We start from the raw sequence: 20,618 nt of genomic DNA on the forward strand, positions 1-20,618 counted from the left end.
CCGCCGGCCGCGGCCGCCGTCCCACCGGGACGGCGGCCGCTGTCACGACCGAGGAGTCGCCATGGAAACCACCGAGGTGGTCGCCTTCTATTCCGCATCCTGGATCACCGGGGACCGCGGGGCGGTGCGCCGGGTCATCGCGCCGGACGTCGAGGTGGAGTGGAACCTGGAGCTCCCGGTGGACGACGAGGAGCTCGTTCAGACCCTGCACCGCATCGCCGCCTTCGCCGACTCGATCTCGATCGTCTCGACGGTCTGCACCGGCGACCGGGCGTCGCTGATCTACGACTGCGCCGCACCCTTCGGCACGGTCCGCCTGGCCGAGTTCCTCACCGTCGCCGGCGGCAAGCTGACCGAGATCCGGCAGGTGTACGACGTGGTCTCGCTGCGCCGGTTCTTCCCCGGTCTGCTCGACGACTGATTTTTTGTCGGAGGTCGGCCCTAGTCTCCCCGGCATGGCATATGACTTCCAGGTGACCGTCGACAGCACCGACCCGCACACCCAGGCCGAGTGGTGGGCCGAGACGCTGGGCTGGCAGGTCGAGCCGCAGGACGAGGACTTCATCCGGGACATGGTCGCCAAGGGCTTCGCGACCGAGGACGAGACCCTGGTCTTCCGAGGCCGCCTGGTCTGGAAGACCGGCGCGGCCATCGTCCACCCGGAGAAGCTGCCGAGCGGGAAGCCGCGCAGGATGCTCTTCAACCACGTGCCGGAGCCCAAGATCGTCAAGGACCGCATCCACGTCGACGTCTGGGTCGGCGACGAGCACCGCGAGCGGGTCCGTGACGAGCTGGTCGCCCGCGGCGCGACCTTCGTCCAGGACGGCCGCCAGGGGCCGTTCACGTGGTGCGTCATGCGCGATCCCGAGGGCAACGAGTTCTGCATCAGCTGACGCCGGCGGCGGACTTCAAAAACTCTTAAGGAAATTGGCAGAACGCTTTAAGCCCCCTTGCCCCACGATCGACTCCGTTCGTAGCCACCGCGATCGGAGTCCTCCATGTCACGCAAACGTCTACGCGTATCCATCTACGTGGGAGCCGCGCTGCTCGCCGTCGGCGGGGGCGCGGTTGCCGCGATGGCGGCGACGGCCCCCAGCACCAAGGCGGCCGGCGGACTGACCGCGACGTTCGCCAAGGACTCCGACTGGGGCTCGGGTTACCAGGCCCGGTACGTCATCAAGAACACCGGTGACAGCGCCGTCACGGGCTGGCAGCTCGCCTTCGGCCTGCCCGCGACCGCGAAGCTCGGCAGCTTCTGGGACGCGGCCGTGACCACCTCGGGTGCCACCTCGACGGCGGCGAACAAGGGCTACAACGCGACGATCCCGGCCGGCGCCACCGCCGAGTTCGGCTTCATCGTGGCCGGCAGCGGCGAGCCCACCAGCTGCACGATCAACGGCGCGTCCTGCACCGGCGGCGGCTCGGCCCCGACCACCGCACCGACGACTCCGACCACGGCGCCGACCACCGCTCCCAGCACGGCGCCGACGACCAAGCCGACCGCCACCGCGCCGACGAAGCCGGCCGAGCCGACCGAGCCGCCGGCGACCACCACGCCGCCGCCCACCGGCGGTGGCAAGAACGTGCGCGTGGCCCCGTACGTGGACATGGGCCTGCTCTCCAACGGCAGCACGACCCTCGCCCAGCTGGCCGCCAGCGGGAACGTCAAGTCCTACTCGCTGGCCTTCGTGACCGGCGCGGGCTGCAAGGCCAGCTGGTTCGGCGCCTTCGACCCGCGTAGCGGCAAGTTCCGCGACCAGATCGACGCGCTGCGGGCGGCCGGCGGCGACGTGAAGGTGTCCTTCGGCGGCGCCACCGGCGTCGAGCTCGCCCAGGCCTGCACCGACGTCAAGGCGCTCCAGGCCGAGTACCAGGCGGTCGTGTCGGCGTACGACCTGCGCTACATCGACCTGGACATCGAGGGCGCGGCCTCGTCCGACGCCGCGTCGATCGACCGCCGCTCGACCGCGCTGGCCGCTCTGCAGAAGGCCAACCCGGGCCTGAAGATCTCCCTGACCCTGCCGGTGCTGCCCGAGGGCCTCACCAACGACGGCCTGAACGTGGTGCGCTCGGCCAAGAACGCCGGCGTGGACCTGGACCTGGTGAACATCATGGCGATGGACTACGGCCGCGCCGGCCAGGACTACGGCGACCTGGCGATCCAGGCCGTCAAGTCGACCAAGGACCAGCTGAAGTCGGTCCTCGGCATCGGCGACGCGGCCGCCTTCGCCAAGGTCGGCGTCACCCCGATGCTGGGCAAGAACGACGACAACGGCACCTTCAGCCAGAGCGACGCCCGCGACGTCGTCGCGGCGGCCAACCGCGACAACATCGGCTTCGTCTCCTTCTGGGAGGTGAACCGGGACCGCAACGCCTGCAACGGCGCGCTGTTCCAGTGCACGAACGTGCCGCAGACGCCGTTCGAGTTCAGCAAGATCTTCGCCGGCTTCACCGGCTGAGGTACCACCCTCCCCCCCTTCAGCGCGGCGCCGGGAAGTCGCCTCCCGGCGCCGCGCTGCTTTCCGTTGTCGCCGTCGCCCGGGTCAGCGCGCGAAGCCGCGACCGGCCGCCGCCAGGCAGTGCTGCACCAGCTCCGGCAGGGAGATCTCGTCCGGCGCCTCCAGCCAGGCGTGCAGCGAGACCCGCATCGCCGTCATGAAGGTGGCGGCCATCAACCGGTCCCGGACCCCGCTGGGGTCCGGCTCCGTGCCGCGCGCCGCCACCGCCGCGGCCAGCTCGCGTTCCAGCGCGGCGAAGGTGCTCGCCTGCTGCGCGGCCAGCGCCGGCTGGGTGCGCAGCAGCCGGGTCTGCGCCGCCCACTGCGGGTCCAGCTCGCCGAACTGCTCGTAGAACTGCCGCGCCGCCCGGGTCAGCGCGGTCCACGGCCCCTCGCCGGCCGGGCGCGAGCGCACGATGCCGACCAGTGCGCTCATCCGCTGCCGGGTGCCGTGCAGCAGGGCCTCCTCCTTGTTGGCGAAGTAGTTGGAGAACGTCCGCCGGGAGACGCCCGCCTCGTCCGCCACGGCCTCGACGGTGATCCGGTCCGCACCGTGCGCGATCGCGAGCCGCACCGCGGCCTCGTGCAGCGCCTGCCGAGTCGCTGCCTTCTTGCGCTCCCGCAGACCGGGTTCGGGTACGCCGACGTCGGAGGTCATGTCGTCGACCCTACATACTTTCCCACTGGGAAATCTTGCGCACTGGGCAAGTAATGTGAAGAGTGGTACGCGGCATCCTTCCCGCCGATCGCTGGAGGCCGCACGATGAGCGCACCCACCACCCCGCGCCCCGCACCGCCCGCGATGAGCCACCGCGAGATCATGAAGGCGCTGAGCGGCCTGCTTCTCGTGCTGTTCGTCGCGATGTCCAGCGCCACGGTGGTCGCCACCGCCCTGCCGAAGATCATGGGAGCGCTGAACGGCAGCCAGACGCAGTACACGTGGGTCGTGACCGCCACGCTGCTCACCGCGACCGCCACCACGCCGATCTGGGGCAAGCTGGCCGACCTCTACCGCAAGAAGATGCTGCTGCAACTCGCCATCGTGGTGTTCGTCCTGGGCTCGATCGTCGCCGGCTTCGCCCAGAGCGCCGGCCAGCTCATCGCCGCCCGCGCGTTCCAGGGCATCGGCATGGGTGGCGTCCAGGCGCTCGTGCAGGTCACCATCGCCGCGATGATCGCGCCGCGGGAGCGCGGCCGGTACAACGGCTACCTCGGTGGCGTGCTGGCCCTGGCCACGGTGGGCGGACCGCTGATCGGCGGGCTCATCGTCGACACACCCTGGCTCGGCTGGCGCTGGTGCTTCTTCATCGGCGCCCCGATCGCCGTGGTCGCCCTGGTCGTGCTCCAGCGCACCCTGCACCTGCCGGTCCTGCGCCGGGAGAACGTGAGGATCGACTACGCCGGCGCCACGCTGATCGCGGCCGGCGTCAGCATCCTGCTGATCTGGGTGTCGTTCGTCGACCACTCCTTCGGCTGGGCGTCCTGGCAGACCTCGGCCATGGTCGTCGCGGGCCTCGCGCTGCTCGCCCTCGCCGTACGGGTCGAGTCCCGCGCCGCCGAGCCGGTGGTCCCGCTGAAGATCGTCACGCAGCGCACCACGACGCTGGCCATCCTCGCGAGCCTCGCCGTCGGCATGGCGATCTACGGCGGCTCCGTGTTTCTGGGCCAGTACTTCCAGGTCGGCCGCGGCTACAGCCCGACCGAGGCCGGACTGCTGACCATCCCCCTGATGGCGGGCGTGCTGGTCTCGTCGACGATCTCCGGACGGCTGATCACCCGCAGCGGGCGGGTCAAGCCGTTCATCGTGGCGGGCACGGTCCTGATGGTGGCGGGCTTCGCCATGCTGTCGACGATGGACCACCTGACCCCGTTGCCGTACATCGGCACCGGCATGGCCCTGGTCGGCATCGGCGTCGGCATGTCGATGCAGAACCTGGTGCTGGCGGTGCAGAACTCCGTGGCGCTCAAGGACATCGGGGCGGCCAGCGCCACGGTGGCGTTCTTCCGCTCCCTCGGCGGCACGATCGGCGTCTCGGTGCTCGGCGCGGTGCTCGCCCACCGGGTCACCGGCTCGATCACCTCCGAGCTGGCGGCCGCGGGCGTGCCGGCCGGCGCGGGCGGCGGGGAGCGGACCAGCAGCCTCAACCTGGCCGAGCTGCCGGGCACGGTCCAGCACGTCGTCCGGGCGGCGTACGGCGACGCCACCGGCCACGTCTTCCTGCTCGCGGCGGCCATCGCGGTGGTGGGCGTCGTCGCGGCACTGCTGCTCGAGCGGATCACCCTGCGCTCGACGGTCGACCTGGCCAAGGCGGCACGCGCCGCCCAGGCCGCCTCCGCCCGGCCGACCCCGGGACCGGTCCGCAAGTAAGGACGACCGGCGCCCCGGCGACGTACAGGCTGTGCGATCTCCGACGGCGGCGAGCGCGATCCCCGCGCGCGAGGCTGGGCTCGGATGTTCACTCACCGCTAACCTTCGGGAACGGAGCGCATTTGTCCTTGAGTAAGGCCGGACGGTGTCGATGACTGCGGGGAAGAGGAAGGGGTGAGCTCGATGGAAGCGCGCGTTCGCGACGCCGAACGACTCTCGGCCGCCCTGACCGAGCTCGAGGATCAATACCGCTGGGACGCCGACGCCACGTACGACGCCGCGACCGCGATCGAGCAGGAGGCGGCCCGCCTCGACGACGACCGGCTGGTCATGCGGGCCCGCCTCGTGCAGGCGAACATGCTCATGCGCAAGGGCGAGGTCGCCGGCGCCGCCCGGCGCATCTGGAAGATCCACCAGTGGGCCACCGAGCACGGCGACCACACCGTGCAGGCCCGTACGCACGTGGTCTGGGCCAACGTCCACCGCTACCTCGGCGACGCCGCCCAGTCGCTGGAGCACTCGGTGCTCGCCGTCGAGCTGCTCGACGAGACGGCCACCCTGCACATGCAGGTCTGGCACCGCGCGAAGCTCGCCGACGCCCTCGGCGCCTCCGGCTCCATCGAGGCCGCCCGGCTGCGCTACGCCCAGGCCGAGGAACTCGCGATCGAGTACGACCTGCCCAACCTGCACATGGGCCTGCTCAACAACTACGCCTACACCGAGTGGGCCGCCGGCGAGCACGCCCGCGCGGGTGCCGTCGCGCGGCGGCTGAAGGACGTCGCCGACCAGCACGGCTTCACCCTGGACCCGGCGACCCTCGACACCATCGGCGCCATCGAGATCGAGAACGGCAGGTACGCGGAGGCCGAGGAGACGCTGCGCGAGGCCGTACGCCGCTACCACCAGGGCGGCTTCGAGGACGCCGACGCGCTTCCCGAGTTCATGCTCACCCTCGCGCGCGCCCAGCGTTTCCTGGGCGCCACCGCGCGCGCCCAGGTGAGCCTGGACGAGTCGCGCACGCTCTGCGTCGAGCGCGGTCTCGGCGACGTCCTCGTGCGGGTGCACCAGGAACAGGCCGAGCTGCACGCCGCGCGCGGGGAGTTCGCCGAGGCCTTCGCCGTACACAAGATCTTCTTCGCCGCCCACAACGCGCTGCACTCGTCGCAGCGTGAGGCACAGGCCCGCACCCGGCAGGCGATGTTCGAGACGACCGAGGCCCGGCAGGAAGCGGAGCACTTCCGCGAGCAGGCCCGGCGCGACCCGCTGACCGGCCTGCACAACCGCCGGTACCTCGACGAGCAGCTGCCGGCGCTGGTGAACGCCGGCGGCGACCTGACCGTGGCGATCGTCGACCTGGACCACTTCAAGCGGGTGAACGACCAGCTGTCCCACGACGTCGGCGACCAGGTGCTCATCCAGGTCGCCAAGCTGCTGGAGACCGAGCTGGCCGCGGTCGCCCCGGACGGCTTCGTCGCCCGGATGGGCGGCGAGGAGTTCCTCATCGCCATGCCCGGCTTCACCGCACCGCGCGCCACGGTCCATCTCGACGCCGTCCGGCACACGATCCGGGCGTACGACTGGACCGCCCTCACCGACGGCCTGCCCGTCACGGTCAGCATCGGCGTCGCCGGCCTGGGCGACCCCGCGGTGCCCACCCAGGCGGCCCTGCTGTCCACAGCGGACCGCAACCTGTACGTCGCCAAGCACGCCGGACGCGACCGGGTCGTGTCGGGCAAGCCGCGCGACGCCCGCACCAGGTCCTACCGCGACAGTGCCACGGCCGCCTGACGGTCCACTGCGCTGCGTGACAATCCCCTTCCCGATGCACGTCCCTTCGAGCGACAGGGCTGAATTCGATCGGCTCCTGGCGCTAGGCTGACCATTGCGGATCTCGTCCCGCGGACGGGATCCCCCCGGCCCTGCCGTGGCCGGGATCCCCCGGCCCTACCGTGGCCGGGATCGGTCCGGCCCCGCAACGGCCGGAAGACCGGCCAGGGGTGGCCTGATCAGGAGGCGGTCGACGTGACGCAGGACGGCGAGGCACCGACACCGGCCGAGGTGGCGCCGCCGGGGGTCAACCCCAACGTGCCGCACTCGGCCCGCATCTACGACTACTGGCTGGGCGGCAAGGACAACTTCGCGGTCGACCGGGCGGTCGGCGAGGCGATGATGAAGGCCATCCCCGGCATGCGCTACATGGCCGGCGAGAACCGCAAGTTCGTCCACCGCGCGGCCCGCGACCTGGTCGCCAAGGAAGGCATCCGGCAGTTCCTCGACATCGGCACCGGCATTCCGACCCGGCCCAACCTGCACGAGATCGCCCAGCAGATCGCCCCGGAGACCCGGGTGGTCTACGTGGACAACGACCCGATCGTGCTGGTCCACGCCCGGGCCCTGATGATCAGCAGCGAGGAGGGCCGCTCCGAGTACATCTCGGCGGACATCCACCAGCCGCAGGACATCCTCACCGACCCGGTCCTGCTGGAGACCCTCGACCTGACCCGGCCGGTGGGCCTCACCCTGATCGCCATCCTGATGCTGCTGGCGGACGAGGACGACCCGTGGTCGCTGGTGGCGCAGCTCCGCGACGCCATGCCGTCGGGCAGCATTCTGGCCCTCACCCACCCGACCGCCGACTTCAACCCGGCCGAGGTCGACCAGGCGGTGGCGGCCGCGACGGGCGCGGGCATGACGCTCGTGCCCCGCACGAAGGAGCAGGTCGCCCGCTTCTTCGGCGACTGGGAGCTGCTGGAGCCGGGCCTGGTGCCGGTGTCGGGATGGCGGCCCGACAGCCCGGTGGAGAACCCTGAGGCGGCCTACTACTGGGCGGGCGTGGCCCGCAAGCCCTGACAAGTCCGACACTTCGCCGGCCCCCGCCGCTCCGGCCGCGGGGGCGACCGGCTTCCGCTTCCGGCCGGCCCGGGGCAGCACCCGCTCATGCTCCGGGCACCTCGCGTTCACGGCCGGGCCCCGGGGGCAACACTTCCCGCCCAACGCCGGAATTCATCGCCGGTGCCATCCGATCCGGTTCGGTTCGGATGCCGGGGCGTTTGCGCCAGCCCGCGTGCGGCTGGCGCCCGAGTCCCTTGAAGACTCGACACACTCCCTGTGGCCAGACCATCTTTGCCGGGCATGGGCCGGCTGTGGCCGTCGCTCCCCATTGCCCAGACCGGCCGCTTCAGGTGGAACAGTTCGGCGCGGGCCGCGGAGACATCCGGCCGGCCGAGCGATCCAGCACGGGGGGACCGGACCGCCCGGCCGGGATCCGGGCAGCGCGCCCCGCATCGGAGCGCGCGACGAGCGGGGCGGCAAAGCCCGCTCTATCCATATGACGTGGTGAACTGCCGCCGCGGATCAGCGGGAGTCGTCGCCGGGGCCGGACGGCGGGCTCCCGTCCCTGCGGATCAGCGCGTAGCGGACCCCGCCGAACCGGTGGCTCACCGTCGTGGCTCGTGTCGTCGCGGCCGCCATGCAGTCCGGGGGCCGTTCGTCGCGGTAGACGAGGGCCGGATTGCCACGGCGCGGGAGGTCCGCGCCGTCCGGGTCGACGGGGTCGAAGGGCTCGGGGCCGATGTTCGGTACCGCCATGGGATTTCCCTCCCGCTCGGACGCTCCCGCCAGAGAGCCTTGCGCCGTGGGCCCTGACGGCATTTCCGCCACCGGCCCCGTAGGTGTCACCCTCCGTAACCCGAACTGCTGTGGGGTACGTGCGTTATCATGCTCACAATCACGTGAGAACGCAAGGCCGAATGCACGTGCATCTGCACAGCAGGTAGCCGGCGTGACACACACTGCCGGTCCCGTACCGGTCTCACCGTTAGGGAGCAGGACAATGACGCGCATTTTCAACGGTATGCCCGCCGGGCAGCTGCAGGGCGTGACCTGGCGAAAGAGCGGCCGCAGCAACCCCAGCGGCAACTGCGTGGAGTGCGCCACGCTGCCGGACGGGAGCATCGCGATGCGAAACTCCCGCGACCCCGAGGGCCCCGCCCTCATCTACACGCCGGCCGAGATCGAGGCGTTCCTCGGCGGCGTCCGCGACGGAGACTTCGACCACCTGCTCGGGTGAATCGTTTCCGCCTTCCGGGTGACGCCCGGAAGAACTAGCTACACAGAGTGAAGAACCGGACCCGCAGCTCAGCCGAGCCGGCCGACCTCGTGCAACAGCTTGCCGAGGATGTCCGGGGTGTGGTTCGGCGGCTCGGCGTCGATGCACACGCGCTCCATGGCGATCGCGTAGTGGTCGACGTCGTCCCGCTTGTCCAGGTAGATGGCGCTGGTGAGCTGCTCGACGAAGACCACGTCGGGCAGCTCCGGCTCCGGGAACCGCAGGATCGCGAACGGTCCGCCCGCCGCGGCGTGCCCGCCCGCGTGGAACGGGATGATCTGCAGCCGTACGTTGGGCCGCTTCGACGCCTCGATGAGCGCCTCGATCTGCCCGCGCATGACGTCCACCCCGCCGATCGGCCGGCGCAGCACCGCCTCGTCGATGACCGCCCACAGCTGCGGCGGGTCGGCGCGGTCGAGCACCTGCTGGCGCTGGCGGCGCAGCTCCACCCGGCGGTCGATCTCGGCGGGCGTGGCGCCCGCGTGCCCGAGCATGATCACGGCTCGTGCGTACTCCGGCGTCTGGAGCAGGCCCGGGACGAACTGGATCTCGTACGTCCGGATCAGCGTCGCGGCCGCCTCGAGGCCGAGGTACGACTGGAACCACGACGGCATGATGTCCCCGTAGTGGTGCCACCAGCCGGGGTTGTTCGCCTGCCGGGCCAGGCCGAGCAGCGCCTCGCGCTCCGCGGGGTCGTCCACGCCGTAGAGGCTGAGCAGGTCGGCGACGTCGCGCTCCTTGAAGCTCACCCGGCCGAGCTCCATGCGGCTGATCTTCGAGCCGGAAGCGCGGATCTCGTAGCCGGCGTCCTCGCGGGTGATGCCCTTGGTCTCGCGGAGCCGGCGGAGCTGGGCGCCGAGCAAGATGCGCAGCACGGTGGGGCCGCTGTTCGGCGCCTCCTCCTGCGAACCCGTGCTCACGTCACTCCTGTCCCGATTCGTTCCGGAAATCTGCAAGTTGCAGATTCATCGCCATGCGCATCCTACGGGCGAGGTCGCCGCGCCGAAAACCGCACGTTCGGCCCCGCGGGCCGAGACGCACGTTGCGGATGCACGTGCATTCGGCCTTGCGAACGCACTTGATCCCGAGCATGATATCTGACAGGCGGTCGCTTCGCCGCTGACACAGCGTGTTGAAAAGTATGTCCTTTTCGACTGTCAGGGGCAGGGCGACGCCGAGGGACGCCCCGACGATCGAGTCATTTCCGGGACCCAGGAGGCTCTCGATGTCGACTCCGACCATCGCGCCACCGCACCGAGACCCGGCGGACGTGGCCCCCGCCGACAGCTACCACAAGGCCGACCCGGTCTGGGTCTACCGCGACGGGTGGCGCGCGGGCGTCATCGAGGCCGCGTCGCCGCTGGCGGTCACCGTCACCTACCGGCCGGGCACCCACGTCGGGACCGGCGTGGACACCTTCACCGCCTCGTACGTGACGTACCGCGCCGACGCGGATCCCGCCCTGGACAACCGCCAGGAGAACGCCCTCGCCCACCGCCGCCCCCGCCCCAGCGGAGACGGCGCGACCGTGCCGAGCGGCCCGCCCCGATGACCGGGGCGATAACCCTCTCCGCGCTCGTGGGACTCGCCAGCCTGCTCGCCGGGGTGGCACTGGGCTGGTATCTGCGCCGTACCAACGACTGGTGTCCACACTGCGGCGAGCAGCTCGCCTGCGACGCCTGCGGCAGCAAGGCCGCCTGGCCCCGCCGCCGCGAACCCGAGCTCAGCCTCGACAGAAGCTGGGGTCCGTAGGCAGTTCGCGAGGTAGGGCAGACTTGACGGGTGCAGGCCTTCCGCGAGTTCGTCCTGAAGGTGCACCAGCGGTGCAATCTCGCCTGCGACTACTGCTACGTCTACGAGCTCGCCGACCAGAGCTGGCGTGACCGACCCGCAGCGATGGACCGTACCGTATGGCAGGCGGCCGCTCGCCGCATCGCGGCACACGCGCGCGCCCACGATCTGCCGGCCGTCGACATCGTCCTGCACGGCGGCGAACCGCTGCTGGCCGGACAGTCCGCCCTGGTCACCCTGATCACCGACGTCCGGGCCGCGGTGCCGGGCGCCCGGTTCAGCACGCAGACCAACGGTGCCCTGCTCGACGCGCCGATGCTGGCCGCGCTCGGCGCCCACGGAGTGCGCATCGGCGTCAGCCTCGACGGCCCGCCCGAGCACCACGACCGGCACCGCAGGCACCGCGACGGCCGGGGCAGTCACCTGCTCGCCGCCCGGGCGCTGCGACTGCTCGCCGGGCATCCGTCGTACGCGGGAATCCTCTGCACGATCGATCCCGCGACCGACCCGGTGGCCGTCTACGAGTCCCTGCTGACCTACCACCCGCCCGCGATCGACCTGCTGCTGCCGCACGCCAACTGGGCGAATCCGCCCGGCCCCGGCTACGCGCAATGGCTGATCGCCGTCTTCGACCGCTGGTACGACGCCCCGCGGCGGGAGACCGGCATCCGCCTCTTCGAGGAGCTGATCAGCCTCGTGCTCGGCGGCCCGAGCCGCTCCGACCAGGTCGGCCTGAGCCCGGTGGGGGTCGCGGTGATCGAGTCCGACGGCACGATCGAACAGGGCGACTCGCTGAAGTCCGCGTACCCGGGCGCGGCGGCCACCGGCCTCACCGTCTTCGACCACGACCTCGACGCGGCCGCCCGCCACCCGGGCATCGTCGCGCGCCAGTCGGGACGGGCCGCGCTGGCCGAATCCTGCCTGGCGTGCCCGGTCCACGACATCTGCGGCGGCGGGCACTACGCCCATCGCTGGCGGCCGGGCGGCGGCTTCCGCAACCCGTCGGTCTACTGCGCGCAGCTGCGCCGGCTCATCGACCACATCGGCGCCCGGGTGGCCGCGGACCTCGCCACCCGCTCCGCCGGGCGGGCGACCGCGGACCTCGCAGGGGGTGTTCGGCCATGACCACGTTCGTACTGATCTGGGACGGAAGCGACACCGGATATCCGCCGGCCAACCACCGGGCCGACATAGCGGCCACGGCCGCGGGCGAGACGGTCCGGGGCCGGTGGAGCTCCGGCTCCCGCAGATCGGGTACGGCGCCCGGCGACCGCGTCTACCTGCTGCGCCAGCGGACGAGCCGGGGCATCGTCGCCAGCGGGCGCCTCACCGACGGCATCATCGTCCCGGGCCCGCACTGGACCGGCGACCCCAGGCGGGCCACCCACTACCTCGAGGTGTGCTGGGACCGCGTCCTGCCGGTCGCCGACCGCCTGCCGCTCGACGACCTGCGCCACGAGGTGCCGGGGCACGACTGGAACCACATCTTCGCCTCCGGCCAGCGGGTGCGGCCGCCCTCCGACGCGGCGCTGGACCGGGTGTGGGCCCGCCACCTGCGCGACGTCGACGACCTCAGCGCCAGCGGTCGCCGGTGAGGCGCTCGTACACCTCGACGTAGCGGTTGCGGGTGGCCTCGACGACGTCGGCGGGGATCTCCGGTCCCGGTGCCGTCCGGTCCCAGTCGGACTTCGCCGACCAGTCCCGCAGGAACTGCTTGTCGAGATACCGCTGCGTGCCGCCGGGCCGCCACTCGTCGGCCGCCCAGAACCGCGACGAGTCCGGCGTCAGCAGCTCGTCCCCGAGCTTCAGCACGCCGCCCGAGAACCCGAGCTCGATCTTGGTGTCCGCGATGAGAATCCCGTTCCGCGCCGCGATCTCCGACCCCCGCCGGTACACCTCCAGCGTGATCCGCCGCAGCTCGGCGGCGACGTCGGCGCCGACGGCCCGCTCGACGTCCTGGTACGTCATGGGCTCGTCGTGCCCCGCACCCGGCGCCACCTTCGTGCTCGGCGTGAAGATCGGCTCAGGCAGCCGCGACCCCTCGATCAGCCCGGGCGGCAGCGCCACACCCGACACGGCGCCGTCCCGCCCGTAGTCCTTGAGCCCGGAGCCGGCCAGATAGCCGCGAGCGATGCACTCCACCATGACCATCTCGAGCCGCTCGCACCGCACCGCGCGCCCGGCCCACTCGGCCGGCACGTCGGTCGCCGACACGATGTGGTTCGGCACAAGGTCGGCAAGCTGCTCGAACCACCACAGCGACAGCTGCGTGAGGATCTTGCCCTTGTCGGGGATGGCGGTGGGCAGCACCACGTCATAGATGGAGACGCGATCCGAGGCGACGAGCAGGATGTCGTCCCCGTCGGCGTAGACGTCCCTGACCTTGCCCGAGTGCAACAGCTCCACGTGTTCCCCCAGCACCGAGTCCACCGAACGCGCCCACGGTATCCGACGCCCGCGGGCCCGCCCCGGACCGGGCCGCATGGACCCGGACCGGCGCAAGGAGCCGGTCCGGGAGCTGCGGTCCCGGCGGGACGGGCCCGTCCGAGCTGGCCGGGCCGGTCGCTCAGGCGAGCTGGTCGGCCGTGCGGCGGCCGATCATCGGCATGGCCGCGACCAACGTACGGACCGACACCGACCGCCCCTTGAGCCGGGCGAGCGCATACCCGCCCGCGACCGCCGCCACCGAGGTGACCACGCCGGCCAGGACCAGCGCGCCCCGGGCGCCCAGTGCGTCGCACAGCCAGCCGATCATCGGCGCGCCGACGATGCCGGAGAGGGAGGAGACCACGCCGAGGGTGGCCAGCATGCGGCCGCGCATGTCCTCGCGGGTGTCGAGCTGGACGCGGGTCGAGATCACCGTGTCGAAGATGACCGCGCCGGCGGCGATCGGGAGGATGAGGGCCGCGAAGCCGAGCACGTTGGGGGCCAGGCCCGCGCAGAGCTGGAGCAGGCTGATCGTCAGGCCCGAGGCGAGCAGGACGCGCAGCGTGGAGCGGCCGCTGCCGGCGAGCAGCAGACCGCCGGCGACCGCGCCCACCGCGAAGATCGTCGACAGCAGGCCGTACGACGCCGAGCCGCCGTGCAGCGGGCCGGCCACCATCGCGGCCATGGTGACCTGGTAGTTGCGGCCCAGGGAGCCGAGGACGAAGGACAGCGCCAGGATCACCAGCACGACCGGTTGGCCGGCCAGGTAGCGCAGGCCCGCCCGGACGCCGCCCTCTCCCGGGGGCGAGGCGGCCAGGACGCGCATCGATCCGGTACGCATGACGGCGAGCGCCGCGATGACCACCAGGTAGGTGGCCGCGTTGATCGCGAAGAGCGAGGCGGCGCCGGTGACGCCGACCAGGATGCCGCCGAGGGACATGCCCAGGATGCGACCGGCCGAGCTGAGCACGGAGCCCAGCGCCAGCGCGGAGCCCAGCGCCGACGGCGGCACCAGGGCCGAGCCGAAGCGGCCCAGGCAGGGGCCCTCGACCGAGCTGATCATGCCGGAGGCGAGGGCCACCGCGTAGATGGGCCAGAGCCGGCCGGGCTCGGCCACGAGGGCCAGGGCGAGCAGCGCGCGTACGGCCTGGAAGACGATCAGCGCCGGCCGGGCCGGGAGGCGGTCGGCCAGGGCACCGCCCCAGCCGCCCAGCAGCAGGACGGGCAGCGCCTGCAGCATGACGACGACGCCCATGGTGGCGGCCGAGCCGGTCGCCGAGAGAACCAGCCAGTTGAGCCCCAGCACCTGCATCCACGTGCCGGCCACCGAGACCAGGTCGGCGGCGGCCCAGAGCCGGTAGTTGCGCTCTCGGAGCGGTGCGAACATCGGAGCCACGGTGGCGGCACCCCCAGACAGGAAAAGTGGCGCCGTATCTCGGCGCCACTCGCCCTATCGGGAACCGCTTCCGACCTGCTTCGAGAGATCGATCCGGAACACCTCAACCGCAACCGGGACGGTTGCCGCTCACACCTTGAGCGAGCGGAGGACCGTCGCCAGCTCGGTGCCGGCCGTACGCAGCTCGCGGGTGACCTCGTCGGCCTGGTCGACGGCGTACCTGGCGTGCTCGCGGGTCTCGTTGACCCGGGTCATCGTCTCGGCGATCTGGGCCGCCTGGGCACCGGCCGCGGAGATGCTGCGGGTCATCATGTCGGCCGTCGCGTGCTGCTCCTCGACCGCGGAAGCGATCGTGGTCTGGTAGCCGTTGACCTTGCCGATGACCTCGCCGATCTGGGTGATCGAGTCGACCACGCCCGAGGTGTCGGCCTGGATCGTGCCGACCTGGGTGGTGATCGAGTCGGTCGCCTTGGCGGTCTCCTGGGCGAGGTCCTTGACCTCGCTGGCGACCACGGCGAAGCCCTTGCCCATCTCGCCGGCCCGGGCCGCCTCGATGGTGGCGTTGAGCGCGAGCAGGTTGGTCTGCTCCGCGATCGCCGTGATCACCCGGACCACGTCGCCGATCTGCGCGGACGAGTCGCCGAGCTTGGTCATCGTGCGGCTGGCGTCGGAGGAGGCCTCCATCGCGTTGTTCGCGACGGTGACCGCCTCGGTGGCGCTGCGGGAGATCTCCTGGATGCTCGCGCCCATCTGCTGAGCGCCGGCGGCCAGCGTGGCGATGTACTCGGAGACCTCCTGCGAGGCGCGCAGCACGTCGGTGGACGCCTGCACCGAGCTCTGCGCCCCCGCGGCCATCTCCGCGACCAGCTTGCCGAGCTGGTCGGTGGTCCCGGCCAGCTTGGCGTTGGTGTCGTTCGAGAGGCGGACGACCTCGGCGAACCGGTCGAGCAGGCGGTTCAGGGACTCACCGGCGGGGGTGAGGTCGTTCGACTCCACCCGTACGGTGAGATCACCCGAAGCCGCCCGCTCGAGCACTGCGATCATGGGGTCGGGGCGCCGCCGGCGACCGACCACGAATCCGACGACAATTCCTACCAGCGCGGCGACGACGCCAACGACCATGATGACTCCCCCGAGGGTTTCCGACGTGGCCCCTTTGATCGGCATCTCGGGAGCCTCCTTGAGGAAGCCTTGACCGCCTCAGGCGTTCATCAGGGTGAGCATCTGCTTGATCTGGTCGGTACGGCTGTCCCGTACCCGATCGGCGAAGGCCTTGGCCTCGGGGTTCACGCCGTCCTTGCGCTCCAGCTGCGCCATCTCGACGGCGTTGTGCTGGTGCGCGACGAACAGGTGGAGAAACGCCTTCTCGAACGCCTCGCCCTTCGCCTTCCGCAGCGCCTTGATCTCCTTCTCGCTGGTGGCCGGCAGGCCGCCGTGGTCGGCGTGCGCGCTGGGCGCGTGGTCGACCGTGGCCGGCTGCTTCCAGTCGGCCAGCCAGGACTTCATCAGCGCGACCTCGTCCGACTGGGTGGCGTCGACCGCCTGGGCGAGGATCTTGATGTCGTCGCGCTGCGCGGACGTCGCCGCGAGGCGGACCATCTCGAGGCCCTGCTCGTGGTGCGCCACCATCATCTGCAGGTACATGACGTCGGTGTCGTTGTGCTTGCCCTCCGCCTTGACCACCGCCTTGGCGTCGGTGGACACCTGCACCGGGGCGTCCGGCGCGGTGCCGCACGCGCCGAGCAGCAGGGCCGCGGAGAGGATGAGGACGGCGCGCCTCACAGCGGCAGCCAGAGGGCCTGGGTGAACACCGACGGCTCCCAGCTGCGGATCGAGGAGTGCGCCTGGCGGCACTTGTACTTCTTGCCGTCGAACGTCACCTCGTCGCCGATCTTGTACGCCACCCCGGCCGCCCAGGCGCCCTGCGCCCCGCCCGGCGCCGAGCTGGTCGGCGCGGTGGTGGCCGGGGCGCCCGTGGTGGGCGCGGTGGTCGGCGGGGTCGTGGGCGTGGTGGACGGCGGGGCCGGCGGCGTCGTGGGAGTCGGCTTCGGCGTGTCCGACGCGCCGCCGCCCACGTTCAGGTCGACGCAGTTGTAGAAGGCGTTGCCGGTGTCGCCGATGTTCCAGACGGCGAGGACCGTCTGCCGGCCCTGGAAGTTGCTGAGGTCGACGTTGTGCGTCACGACCGCGTCCGGCTGCTGGTTGCCCCCGTCGACGGTGGCGACCTTCTTGCCACCGACGAAATACTCCCAGTTGCTGGTGCGGTGTCGCGCCGTCATGACCCAGCTGAAGCTGACGGTCTTGCCCACGGCCTTGGCGGGCCAGTTGCGGCTCTCGTCGGCGAGGACGGAGAACTGCGAGAGTCCGCCGTCGCAGGAACGCAGGCCCTTGGGTCCCTCGACGCTCTGCGGCTCGAACTGGATCGGCCCGCAGTCCTTCACCGCACCCGAGGCGCACAGCGCCTGGCGGCTCGGCGGCTCGGAGACGTATCCGTGCGCGAGCGCCGGCGAGGTGACGGCCAGTGTCGACCCCACCGCTCCCAGTGCCACCAGCGGATATGCAATGGACCTACGCATGTCGGGCTCCCCACGTGTCGTCTGAGCTGATTACGGCGAGGACCGTAACGACGCGTTCCATAACGGAGCCTTAAAGACGCCGGAAAGGCTCATGAAGGCCGTGGGGGCAGCCGCATCCCGATCCGCGCCCCGCCCAGCGGGCCCCGCGAGATCTCCAGCCGGCCGCCCGCGGCCTCGGCCACCCGCCGCACGATGTCCAGGCCGAGGCCCGTGGAGCCGGCGCCGCTCACCCCGCGCCGCACGGCGGCCTCCGGGTCGGCGATGCCCGGCCCGGCGTCGTCGACGAGCAGGCCCGCCGGCGACACGGTCACCCGGAACGCGGTCCCCTCGGGGGTGTGCGCGAAGACGTTGCCCAGCAGCGAGTCCACCGCGAGGATCAGCTCGCTGCGCGGCAACGGCACGGGTACGGGATGGGCCCCGCCGATCACCTCCCACGGCCGGGACTGGTCCTCGGCGAGCGCCGACCAGAAGGCCAGCCGGTCGGCGAGCACCTCCACCAGGTCGGACTGCTCACTGCCACGGGCCTCGACGCCGAGCCGGGCGCCCGCGATGATCGCCTCCAGCTCCTCGTCGAGCATGTCGCAGGTCTGCCGCATCCGTTCGGCGACCGGGCCGGGCGGCATGGTCTCGGCGTCCAGCCGCAGCGCGGTCAGCGGGGTCCTCAGCCGGTGCGACAGGTCGGCGGCGAGCTCGCGCTCGGCGTCGAGCAGGCTGCGCAGGTCGGCGGCCATCCCGTTGAAGGCGGTGGCCGCGTCGCGCAGCTCGGGCGGTCCGGACGGCTCCACCCGGGCGGTCAGGTCGCCGGCGCCGAGGCGGCGGCTGGAGCCGGCGAGCTCGCGGGTCGCCCGGACCAGCCGCCCGGCGAGCCGGTCGGCGAAGAGCACGGAGCCCGCGACCAGCACCAGGGCGAGCGCGCCCAGGGCCAGCCAGGCCGGCCACACCCCCTCGGTCAGGTCCTCCTCCGGCACGAAGACCTCGATGACCACCGCCCGCCCGTCGCTGAGCACGCTGGGCTGCAGATAGACGAGCCCGCCCGCCGCGTCCGCGGTGACCGGCCGCCGGTACTCGCCGGCCTGCGCGACCTCGGCGCCGGTCGTGTGGCTGGTGCCGACCGGCGCGATGCCGGGCAGGTGCACCGCGAGCCGCCCCGCCCCGCCGGCGACCGTGCTGGCGACCGCGCTGGTCAGCAGCTGGGGATCGGCGTCGACGGCCAGGGCCGCCACCATCGCCGCCGCCTGCTGCCGGGCGTCGCCGATGGCCCGGTCGTGCGCGATCTTCTGAGTGGCGTAGATCAGCGGCACCAGGAAGGCCAGGGCCACCATCGAGGTGATGGCCAGCGCGAGGCGGTTCAGCTGCCATCTCACCGCGGATCGACCATCATCACGCCGACGCCGCGTACGGTGTGCAGGAAGCGCGGCGCCGCCGCCGTCTCCCCGAGCTTGCGCCGCAGCCAGGAGATGTGCACGTCGATGGTCTGCTCCTCGCCGATCCGCGTCTGGTTCCAGACCTCGGTCAGCAGCTCGCGCCGGCTGACCACCTGCCCGACCCGCTCGGCCAGGTAGGTGAGCACGTCGAACTCGCGGCGGGTGAGCTGCAGCGGCTCCCCGCGCAGCTCGGCCCGGCGCTGCCGCGGATCGATCTCCAGCTCCCCGACGGTGATCACGCTGGGTCCGGTGTCGACCGCGGCCTGCGTACGCCGGAGCACGGCGGCGATGCGCGCCAGGATGTGCCCGCTGGAGAACGGCTTCGTCACGTAGTCGTCGGCACCGGCGCCGAGCAGGGCGATGATGTCGGCCTCGGAGCGCCGCGCGGTGGCGACGATGACCGGCACCGCGGAGACGGTCCGCATCATCCGCAGCGCGTCGGTGCCGTCGATGTCGGGCAGCCCGAGGTCGAGGATCACGAGGTCCGGCCGGTCCTCGGTGAGGATCTTGAGCGCCTCGGTGGCCTGTCCCACCGGGCGCACGACGTGCCCGGCGTCGCTCAGTGCCCGGGTCAGCGCCGCGGTGATGTTGCGGTCGTCCTCGACCAGCAGGATCAACGCCATGGGCACAACCATAGGTGCAGGTGAGACTATGGCCACGTGCGATCGCCCCGAAGCTGGATGCCGCTGCTCGGCTGGTGCGCGGCCACGCTGACCAGCGTGGCGCTCGCCTCCGTGGCGATGCTGCCGGTGCTGCGCACGGCGACCGCGGACGAGGGCGCGCTCGTCTCGGTCGATCAGCTCCGCGACGCGGGGCAGCTCTCCACGCCCTCGCCCCCGGCGTCGCTCATCCCGCCGACCACCGCGCCCACCTCCCCGTCCGCCGGCCCCAGCCCGTCCCGCACCAGCCCGCCGGCACCGACCCGGACCTCCTCCCCGCCGGCGCCGCCGGCCGCGGCCGCCACGACGACCACCAACAAGGACGGCTGGACGGTCACCACCGCCGGGGACGGCGCCCCCAGGTACGTGCGGTCGTTCCGGGTCGAGGGCGGTCAGACCGTGATCCGCGCGAGCGAGGGCGTCATCAAGCTGGTCACGGCGACGCCCAGCGACGGATTCTCGGTGGCGACGGTGCAGAACACCCCGGACAACCTCGCGGTCTACTTCAACGAGGTCAACCACAGTTTCATCGTGCACGTGGTGTGGCGCGACGACGAACCCTTCGCCGAGGTGAGCGAGATCGGCTCGTGACGGTGACCGTCGACCGCCCGCCCGCGACCCGGCGTGAGCTGCGCTTCGAGATCGGGCTGGTGCTGCTGGTCTCGCTCGGCCAGTCGGCGGTGTACGCGGTCGTGTCCCTCGTCGCGAAGCTGACCGCCGGCAAGCCGCTGTCGCAGCAGACCGCCACGCTCAACCCGTCGCAGTCGCCGCGGCCGTACCTCGATCTCACGTACCAGCTGCTCGGGATCTTCTTCGCCCTGGTGCCCGTCGTGCTGGCGCTGTATCTGCTGCACCGGGACCGCCGGTCGCCGGTCCGCACGCTCGGCCTGGACCTGCGGCGGCCCGGCCCGGACCTCGGCTGGGGTACGGCGCTGGCCGCCTGCATCGGGCTCCCCGGCCTGCTGCTGGTCTTCGTGGCGGCCCAGCTCGGCCTGAACGCGCGGATCGTCCCGGCGGCGCTGCAACCGGTGTGGTGGGCCGTGCCGGTGCTGATCATGGCGGCCGTGCAGAACGCGGTCCTCGAGGAAGTCGTCGTCGTCGGCTACCTGATGACCCGGCTCCGGGAGTACGGCGCCCAGCTGTGGTGGATCGTCGGGACCAGCGCGGTGCTGCGCGGGTCGTACCACCTCTACCAGGGCTTCGGGGCGTTCGTCGGCAACGCGGTGATGGGCGTGGTCTTCTCGCTGTTCTTCCTGCGCCGGGGCCGGGTGATGCCGCTGATCGTGGCGCACGCCCTGCTCGACATCGCGGCGTTCGTCGGTTACACGCTGTTGCCGAGGGAATGGCTCGACTGGCTCTGACGCTCAATTTT

Annotated in this window: 23 protein-coding genes; 13 read left to right on the forward strand and 10 right to left on the reverse strand. The window is 71.8% G+C overall.

The window, feature by feature from the left end; all coding sequences use genetic code 11:
* Positions 1 to 61: 61 nt before the first annotated feature.
* From IEY99_RS05510 to IEY99_RS05520, 3 genes are all read left to right on the forward strand, one after another.
* On the forward strand, positions 62 to 421 hold the full coding sequence (locus tag IEY99_RS05510; RefSeq protein ID WP_189199841.1) for a nuclear transport factor 2 family protein: 360 nt from the start codon (positions 62 to 64) through the stop codon (positions 419 to 421).
* Between the two features lie 34 nt (positions 422 to 455).
* Positions 456 to 893 carry a VOC family protein gene (locus IEY99_RS05515; RefSeq protein ID WP_189199843.1) on the forward strand — a complete coding sequence of 146 codons (438 nt, stop codon included), beginning with the start codon at positions 456 to 458 and terminating at the stop codon, positions 891 to 893.
* A 105-nt stretch (positions 894 to 998) separates the two neighbouring features.
* A complete protein-coding gene (locus tag IEY99_RS05520) occupies positions 999 to 2,459 on the forward strand; it encodes a cellulose binding domain-containing protein (protein WP_189199845.1) in 1,461 nt (486 codons plus the stop codon).
* Positions 2,460 to 2,543: 84 nt separating this feature from the next.
* Here IEY99_RS05520 and IEY99_RS05525 read toward each other — a convergent pair whose 3' ends face one another.
* On the reverse strand, positions 2,544 to 3,155 hold the full coding sequence (locus tag IEY99_RS05525; RefSeq protein WP_189199847.1) for a TetR/AcrR family transcriptional regulator: 612 nt from the start codon (positions 3,153 to 3,155) through the stop codon (positions 2,544 to 2,546).
* Between the two features lie 105 nt (positions 3,156 to 3,260).
* Between IEY99_RS05525 and IEY99_RS05530 the strand changes: the two genes are divergently transcribed.
* From IEY99_RS05530 to IEY99_RS05540, 3 genes are all read left to right on the forward strand, one after another.
* The gene (locus IEY99_RS05530) at positions 3,261 to 4,865 is read left to right on the forward strand and encodes an MDR family MFS transporter (RefSeq protein WP_189199849.1); all 1,605 of its coding nucleotides are present in this window, start codon (positions 3,261 to 3,263) and stop codon (positions 4,863 to 4,865) included.
* A 183-nt stretch (positions 4,866 to 5,048) separates the two neighbouring features.
* Positions 5,049 to 6,653 (forward strand): tetratricopeptide repeat-containing diguanylate cyclase, encoded by a 1,605-nt coding sequence (locus IEY99_RS05535; RefSeq protein ID WP_189199851.1) that lies wholly within the window; start codon positions 5,049 to 5,051, stop codon positions 6,651 to 6,653.
* Between the two features lie 270 nt (positions 6,654 to 6,923).
* Positions 6,924 to 7,715, forward strand: a complete 792-nt coding sequence (locus tag IEY99_RS05540; RefSeq protein WP_268245099.1) for an SAM-dependent methyltransferase — start codon at positions 6,924 to 6,926, stop codon at positions 7,713 to 7,715.
* 504 nt (positions 7,716 to 8,219) lie between these two features.
* Here the strand turns inward: IEY99_RS05540 and IEY99_RS05545 are convergent.
* The gene (locus tag IEY99_RS05545; protein ID WP_189199853.1) at positions 8,220 to 8,453 is read right to left on the reverse strand and encodes a hypothetical protein; all 234 of its coding nucleotides are present in this window, start codon (positions 8,451 to 8,453) and stop codon (positions 8,220 to 8,222) included.
* Between the two features lie 244 nt (positions 8,454 to 8,697).
* Here IEY99_RS05545 and IEY99_RS05550 point away from each other — a divergent pair, with 244 nt between their 5' ends.
* Complete coding sequence (locus tag IEY99_RS05550) at positions 8,698 to 8,934, forward strand: DUF397 domain-containing protein (protein ID WP_189199855.1); 237 nt, start codon at positions 8,698 to 8,700, stop codon at positions 8,932 to 8,934.
* 68 nt (positions 8,935 to 9,002) lie between these two features.
* Here the strand turns inward: IEY99_RS05550 and IEY99_RS05555 are convergent, their stop codons facing one another.
* Positions 9,003 to 9,893: a Sco1979 family transcriptional regulator gene (locus IEY99_RS05555; RefSeq protein ID WP_189199857.1), complete on the reverse strand. Its 891-nt coding sequence runs from the start codon at positions 9,891 to 9,893 to the stop codon at positions 9,003 to 9,005.
* A gap of 305 nt (positions 9,894 to 10,198) precedes the next feature.
* Between IEY99_RS05555 and IEY99_RS05560 the strand changes: the two genes are divergently transcribed.
* The 4 genes from IEY99_RS05560 to IEY99_RS05575 are packed head-to-tail and all read left to right on the forward strand — an operon-like array spanning position 10,199 to position 12,359.
* Positions 10,199 to 10,525 (forward strand): hypothetical protein, encoded by a 327-nt coding sequence (locus tag IEY99_RS05560; RefSeq protein WP_189199859.1) that lies wholly within the window; start codon positions 10,199 to 10,201, stop codon positions 10,523 to 10,525.
* Positions 10,522 to 10,725: a hypothetical protein gene (locus IEY99_RS05565; protein WP_189199861.1), complete on the forward strand. Its 204-nt coding sequence runs from the start codon at positions 10,522 to 10,524 to the stop codon at positions 10,723 to 10,725. The genes IEY99_RS05560 and IEY99_RS05565 overlap by 4 nt, the downstream gene beginning before the upstream one ends.
* A 30-nt stretch (positions 10,726 to 10,755) precedes the next feature.
* On the forward strand, positions 10,756 to 11,889 hold the full coding sequence (locus tag IEY99_RS05570; protein WP_189199863.1) for an FxsB family cyclophane-forming radical SAM/SPASM peptide maturase: 1,134 nt from the start codon (positions 10,756 to 10,758) through the stop codon (positions 11,887 to 11,889).
* Entirely contained in the window at positions 11,886 to 12,359 is a 474-nt protein-coding gene (locus IEY99_RS05575) for a hypothetical protein (RefSeq protein WP_189199865.1), read from the forward strand. Before IEY99_RS05570 ends, IEY99_RS05575 begins: the two co-directional genes overlap by 4 nt.
* Here the strand turns inward: IEY99_RS05575 and IEY99_RS05580 are convergent.
* The 7 genes from IEY99_RS05580 to IEY99_RS05610 all read right to left on the reverse strand — a co-directional run bounded on the left by IEY99_RS05580 (position 12,337) and on the right by IEY99_RS05610 (position 19,210).
* A complete protein-coding gene (locus IEY99_RS05580) occupies positions 12,337 to 13,170 on the reverse strand; it encodes a phosphoribosylaminoimidazolesuccinocarboxamide synthase (protein ID WP_189200671.1) in 834 nt (277 codons plus the stop codon). The genes IEY99_RS05575 and IEY99_RS05580 overlap by 23 nt on opposite strands.
* A 160-nt stretch (positions 13,171 to 13,330) precedes the next feature.
* Entirely contained in the window at positions 13,331 to 14,578 is a 1,248-nt protein-coding gene (locus IEY99_RS05585; RefSeq protein WP_189199866.1) for an MFS transporter, read from the reverse strand.
* A 138-nt stretch (positions 14,579 to 14,716) separates the two neighbouring features.
* Entirely contained in the window at positions 14,717 to 15,709 is a 993-nt protein-coding gene (locus IEY99_RS05590) for a methyl-accepting chemotaxis protein (RefSeq protein ID WP_229798140.1), read from the reverse strand.
* A 78-nt stretch (positions 15,710 to 15,787) separates the two neighbouring features.
* Positions 15,788 to 16,369, reverse strand: a complete 582-nt coding sequence (locus tag IEY99_RS05595) for a DUF305 domain-containing protein (RefSeq protein ID WP_373293287.1) — start codon at positions 16,367 to 16,369, stop codon at positions 15,788 to 15,790.
* Positions 16,366 to 17,163: a lytic polysaccharide monooxygenase gene (locus tag IEY99_RS05600; protein WP_189199870.1), complete on the reverse strand. Its 798-nt coding sequence runs from the start codon at positions 17,161 to 17,163 to the stop codon at positions 16,366 to 16,368. Before IEY99_RS05600 ends, IEY99_RS05595 begins: the two co-directional genes overlap by 4 nt.
* 89 nt (positions 17,164 to 17,252) lie before the next feature.
* On the reverse strand, positions 17,253 to 18,527 hold the full coding sequence (locus tag IEY99_RS05605) for a sensor histidine kinase (RefSeq protein ID WP_189199872.1): 1,275 nt from the start codon (positions 18,525 to 18,527) through the stop codon (positions 17,253 to 17,255).
* Entirely contained in the window at positions 18,524 to 19,210 is a 687-nt protein-coding gene (locus tag IEY99_RS05610; RefSeq protein ID WP_189199873.1) for a response regulator transcription factor, read from the reverse strand. Before IEY99_RS05610 ends, IEY99_RS05605 begins: the two co-directional genes overlap by 4 nt.
* Positions 19,211 to 19,246: 36 nt before the next feature.
* On the opposite strand from IEY99_RS05610, the gene IEY99_RS05615 reads away from it, so the two are divergent.
* Both IEY99_RS05615 and IEY99_RS05620 read left to right on the forward strand, forming a co-directional pair.
* Entirely contained in the window at positions 19,247 to 19,837 is a 591-nt protein-coding gene (locus tag IEY99_RS05615; RefSeq protein WP_189199874.1) for a DNA mismatch repair protein MutL, read from the forward strand.
* A complete protein-coding gene (locus tag IEY99_RS05620) occupies positions 19,834 to 20,607 on the forward strand; it encodes a CPBP family intramembrane glutamic endopeptidase (protein WP_189199876.1) in 774 nt (257 codons plus the stop codon). Before IEY99_RS05615 ends, IEY99_RS05620 begins: the two co-directional genes overlap by 4 nt.
* The last annotated feature ends 11 nt before the right edge of the window (positions 20,608 to 20,618 follow it).

Source organism: Couchioplanes azureus (genome assembly GCF_014648355.1).
In the GTDB taxonomy this organism is placed as follows: Bacteria; Actinomycetota; Actinomycetes; order Mycobacteriales; family Micromonosporaceae; genus Actinoplanes; species Actinoplanes azureus.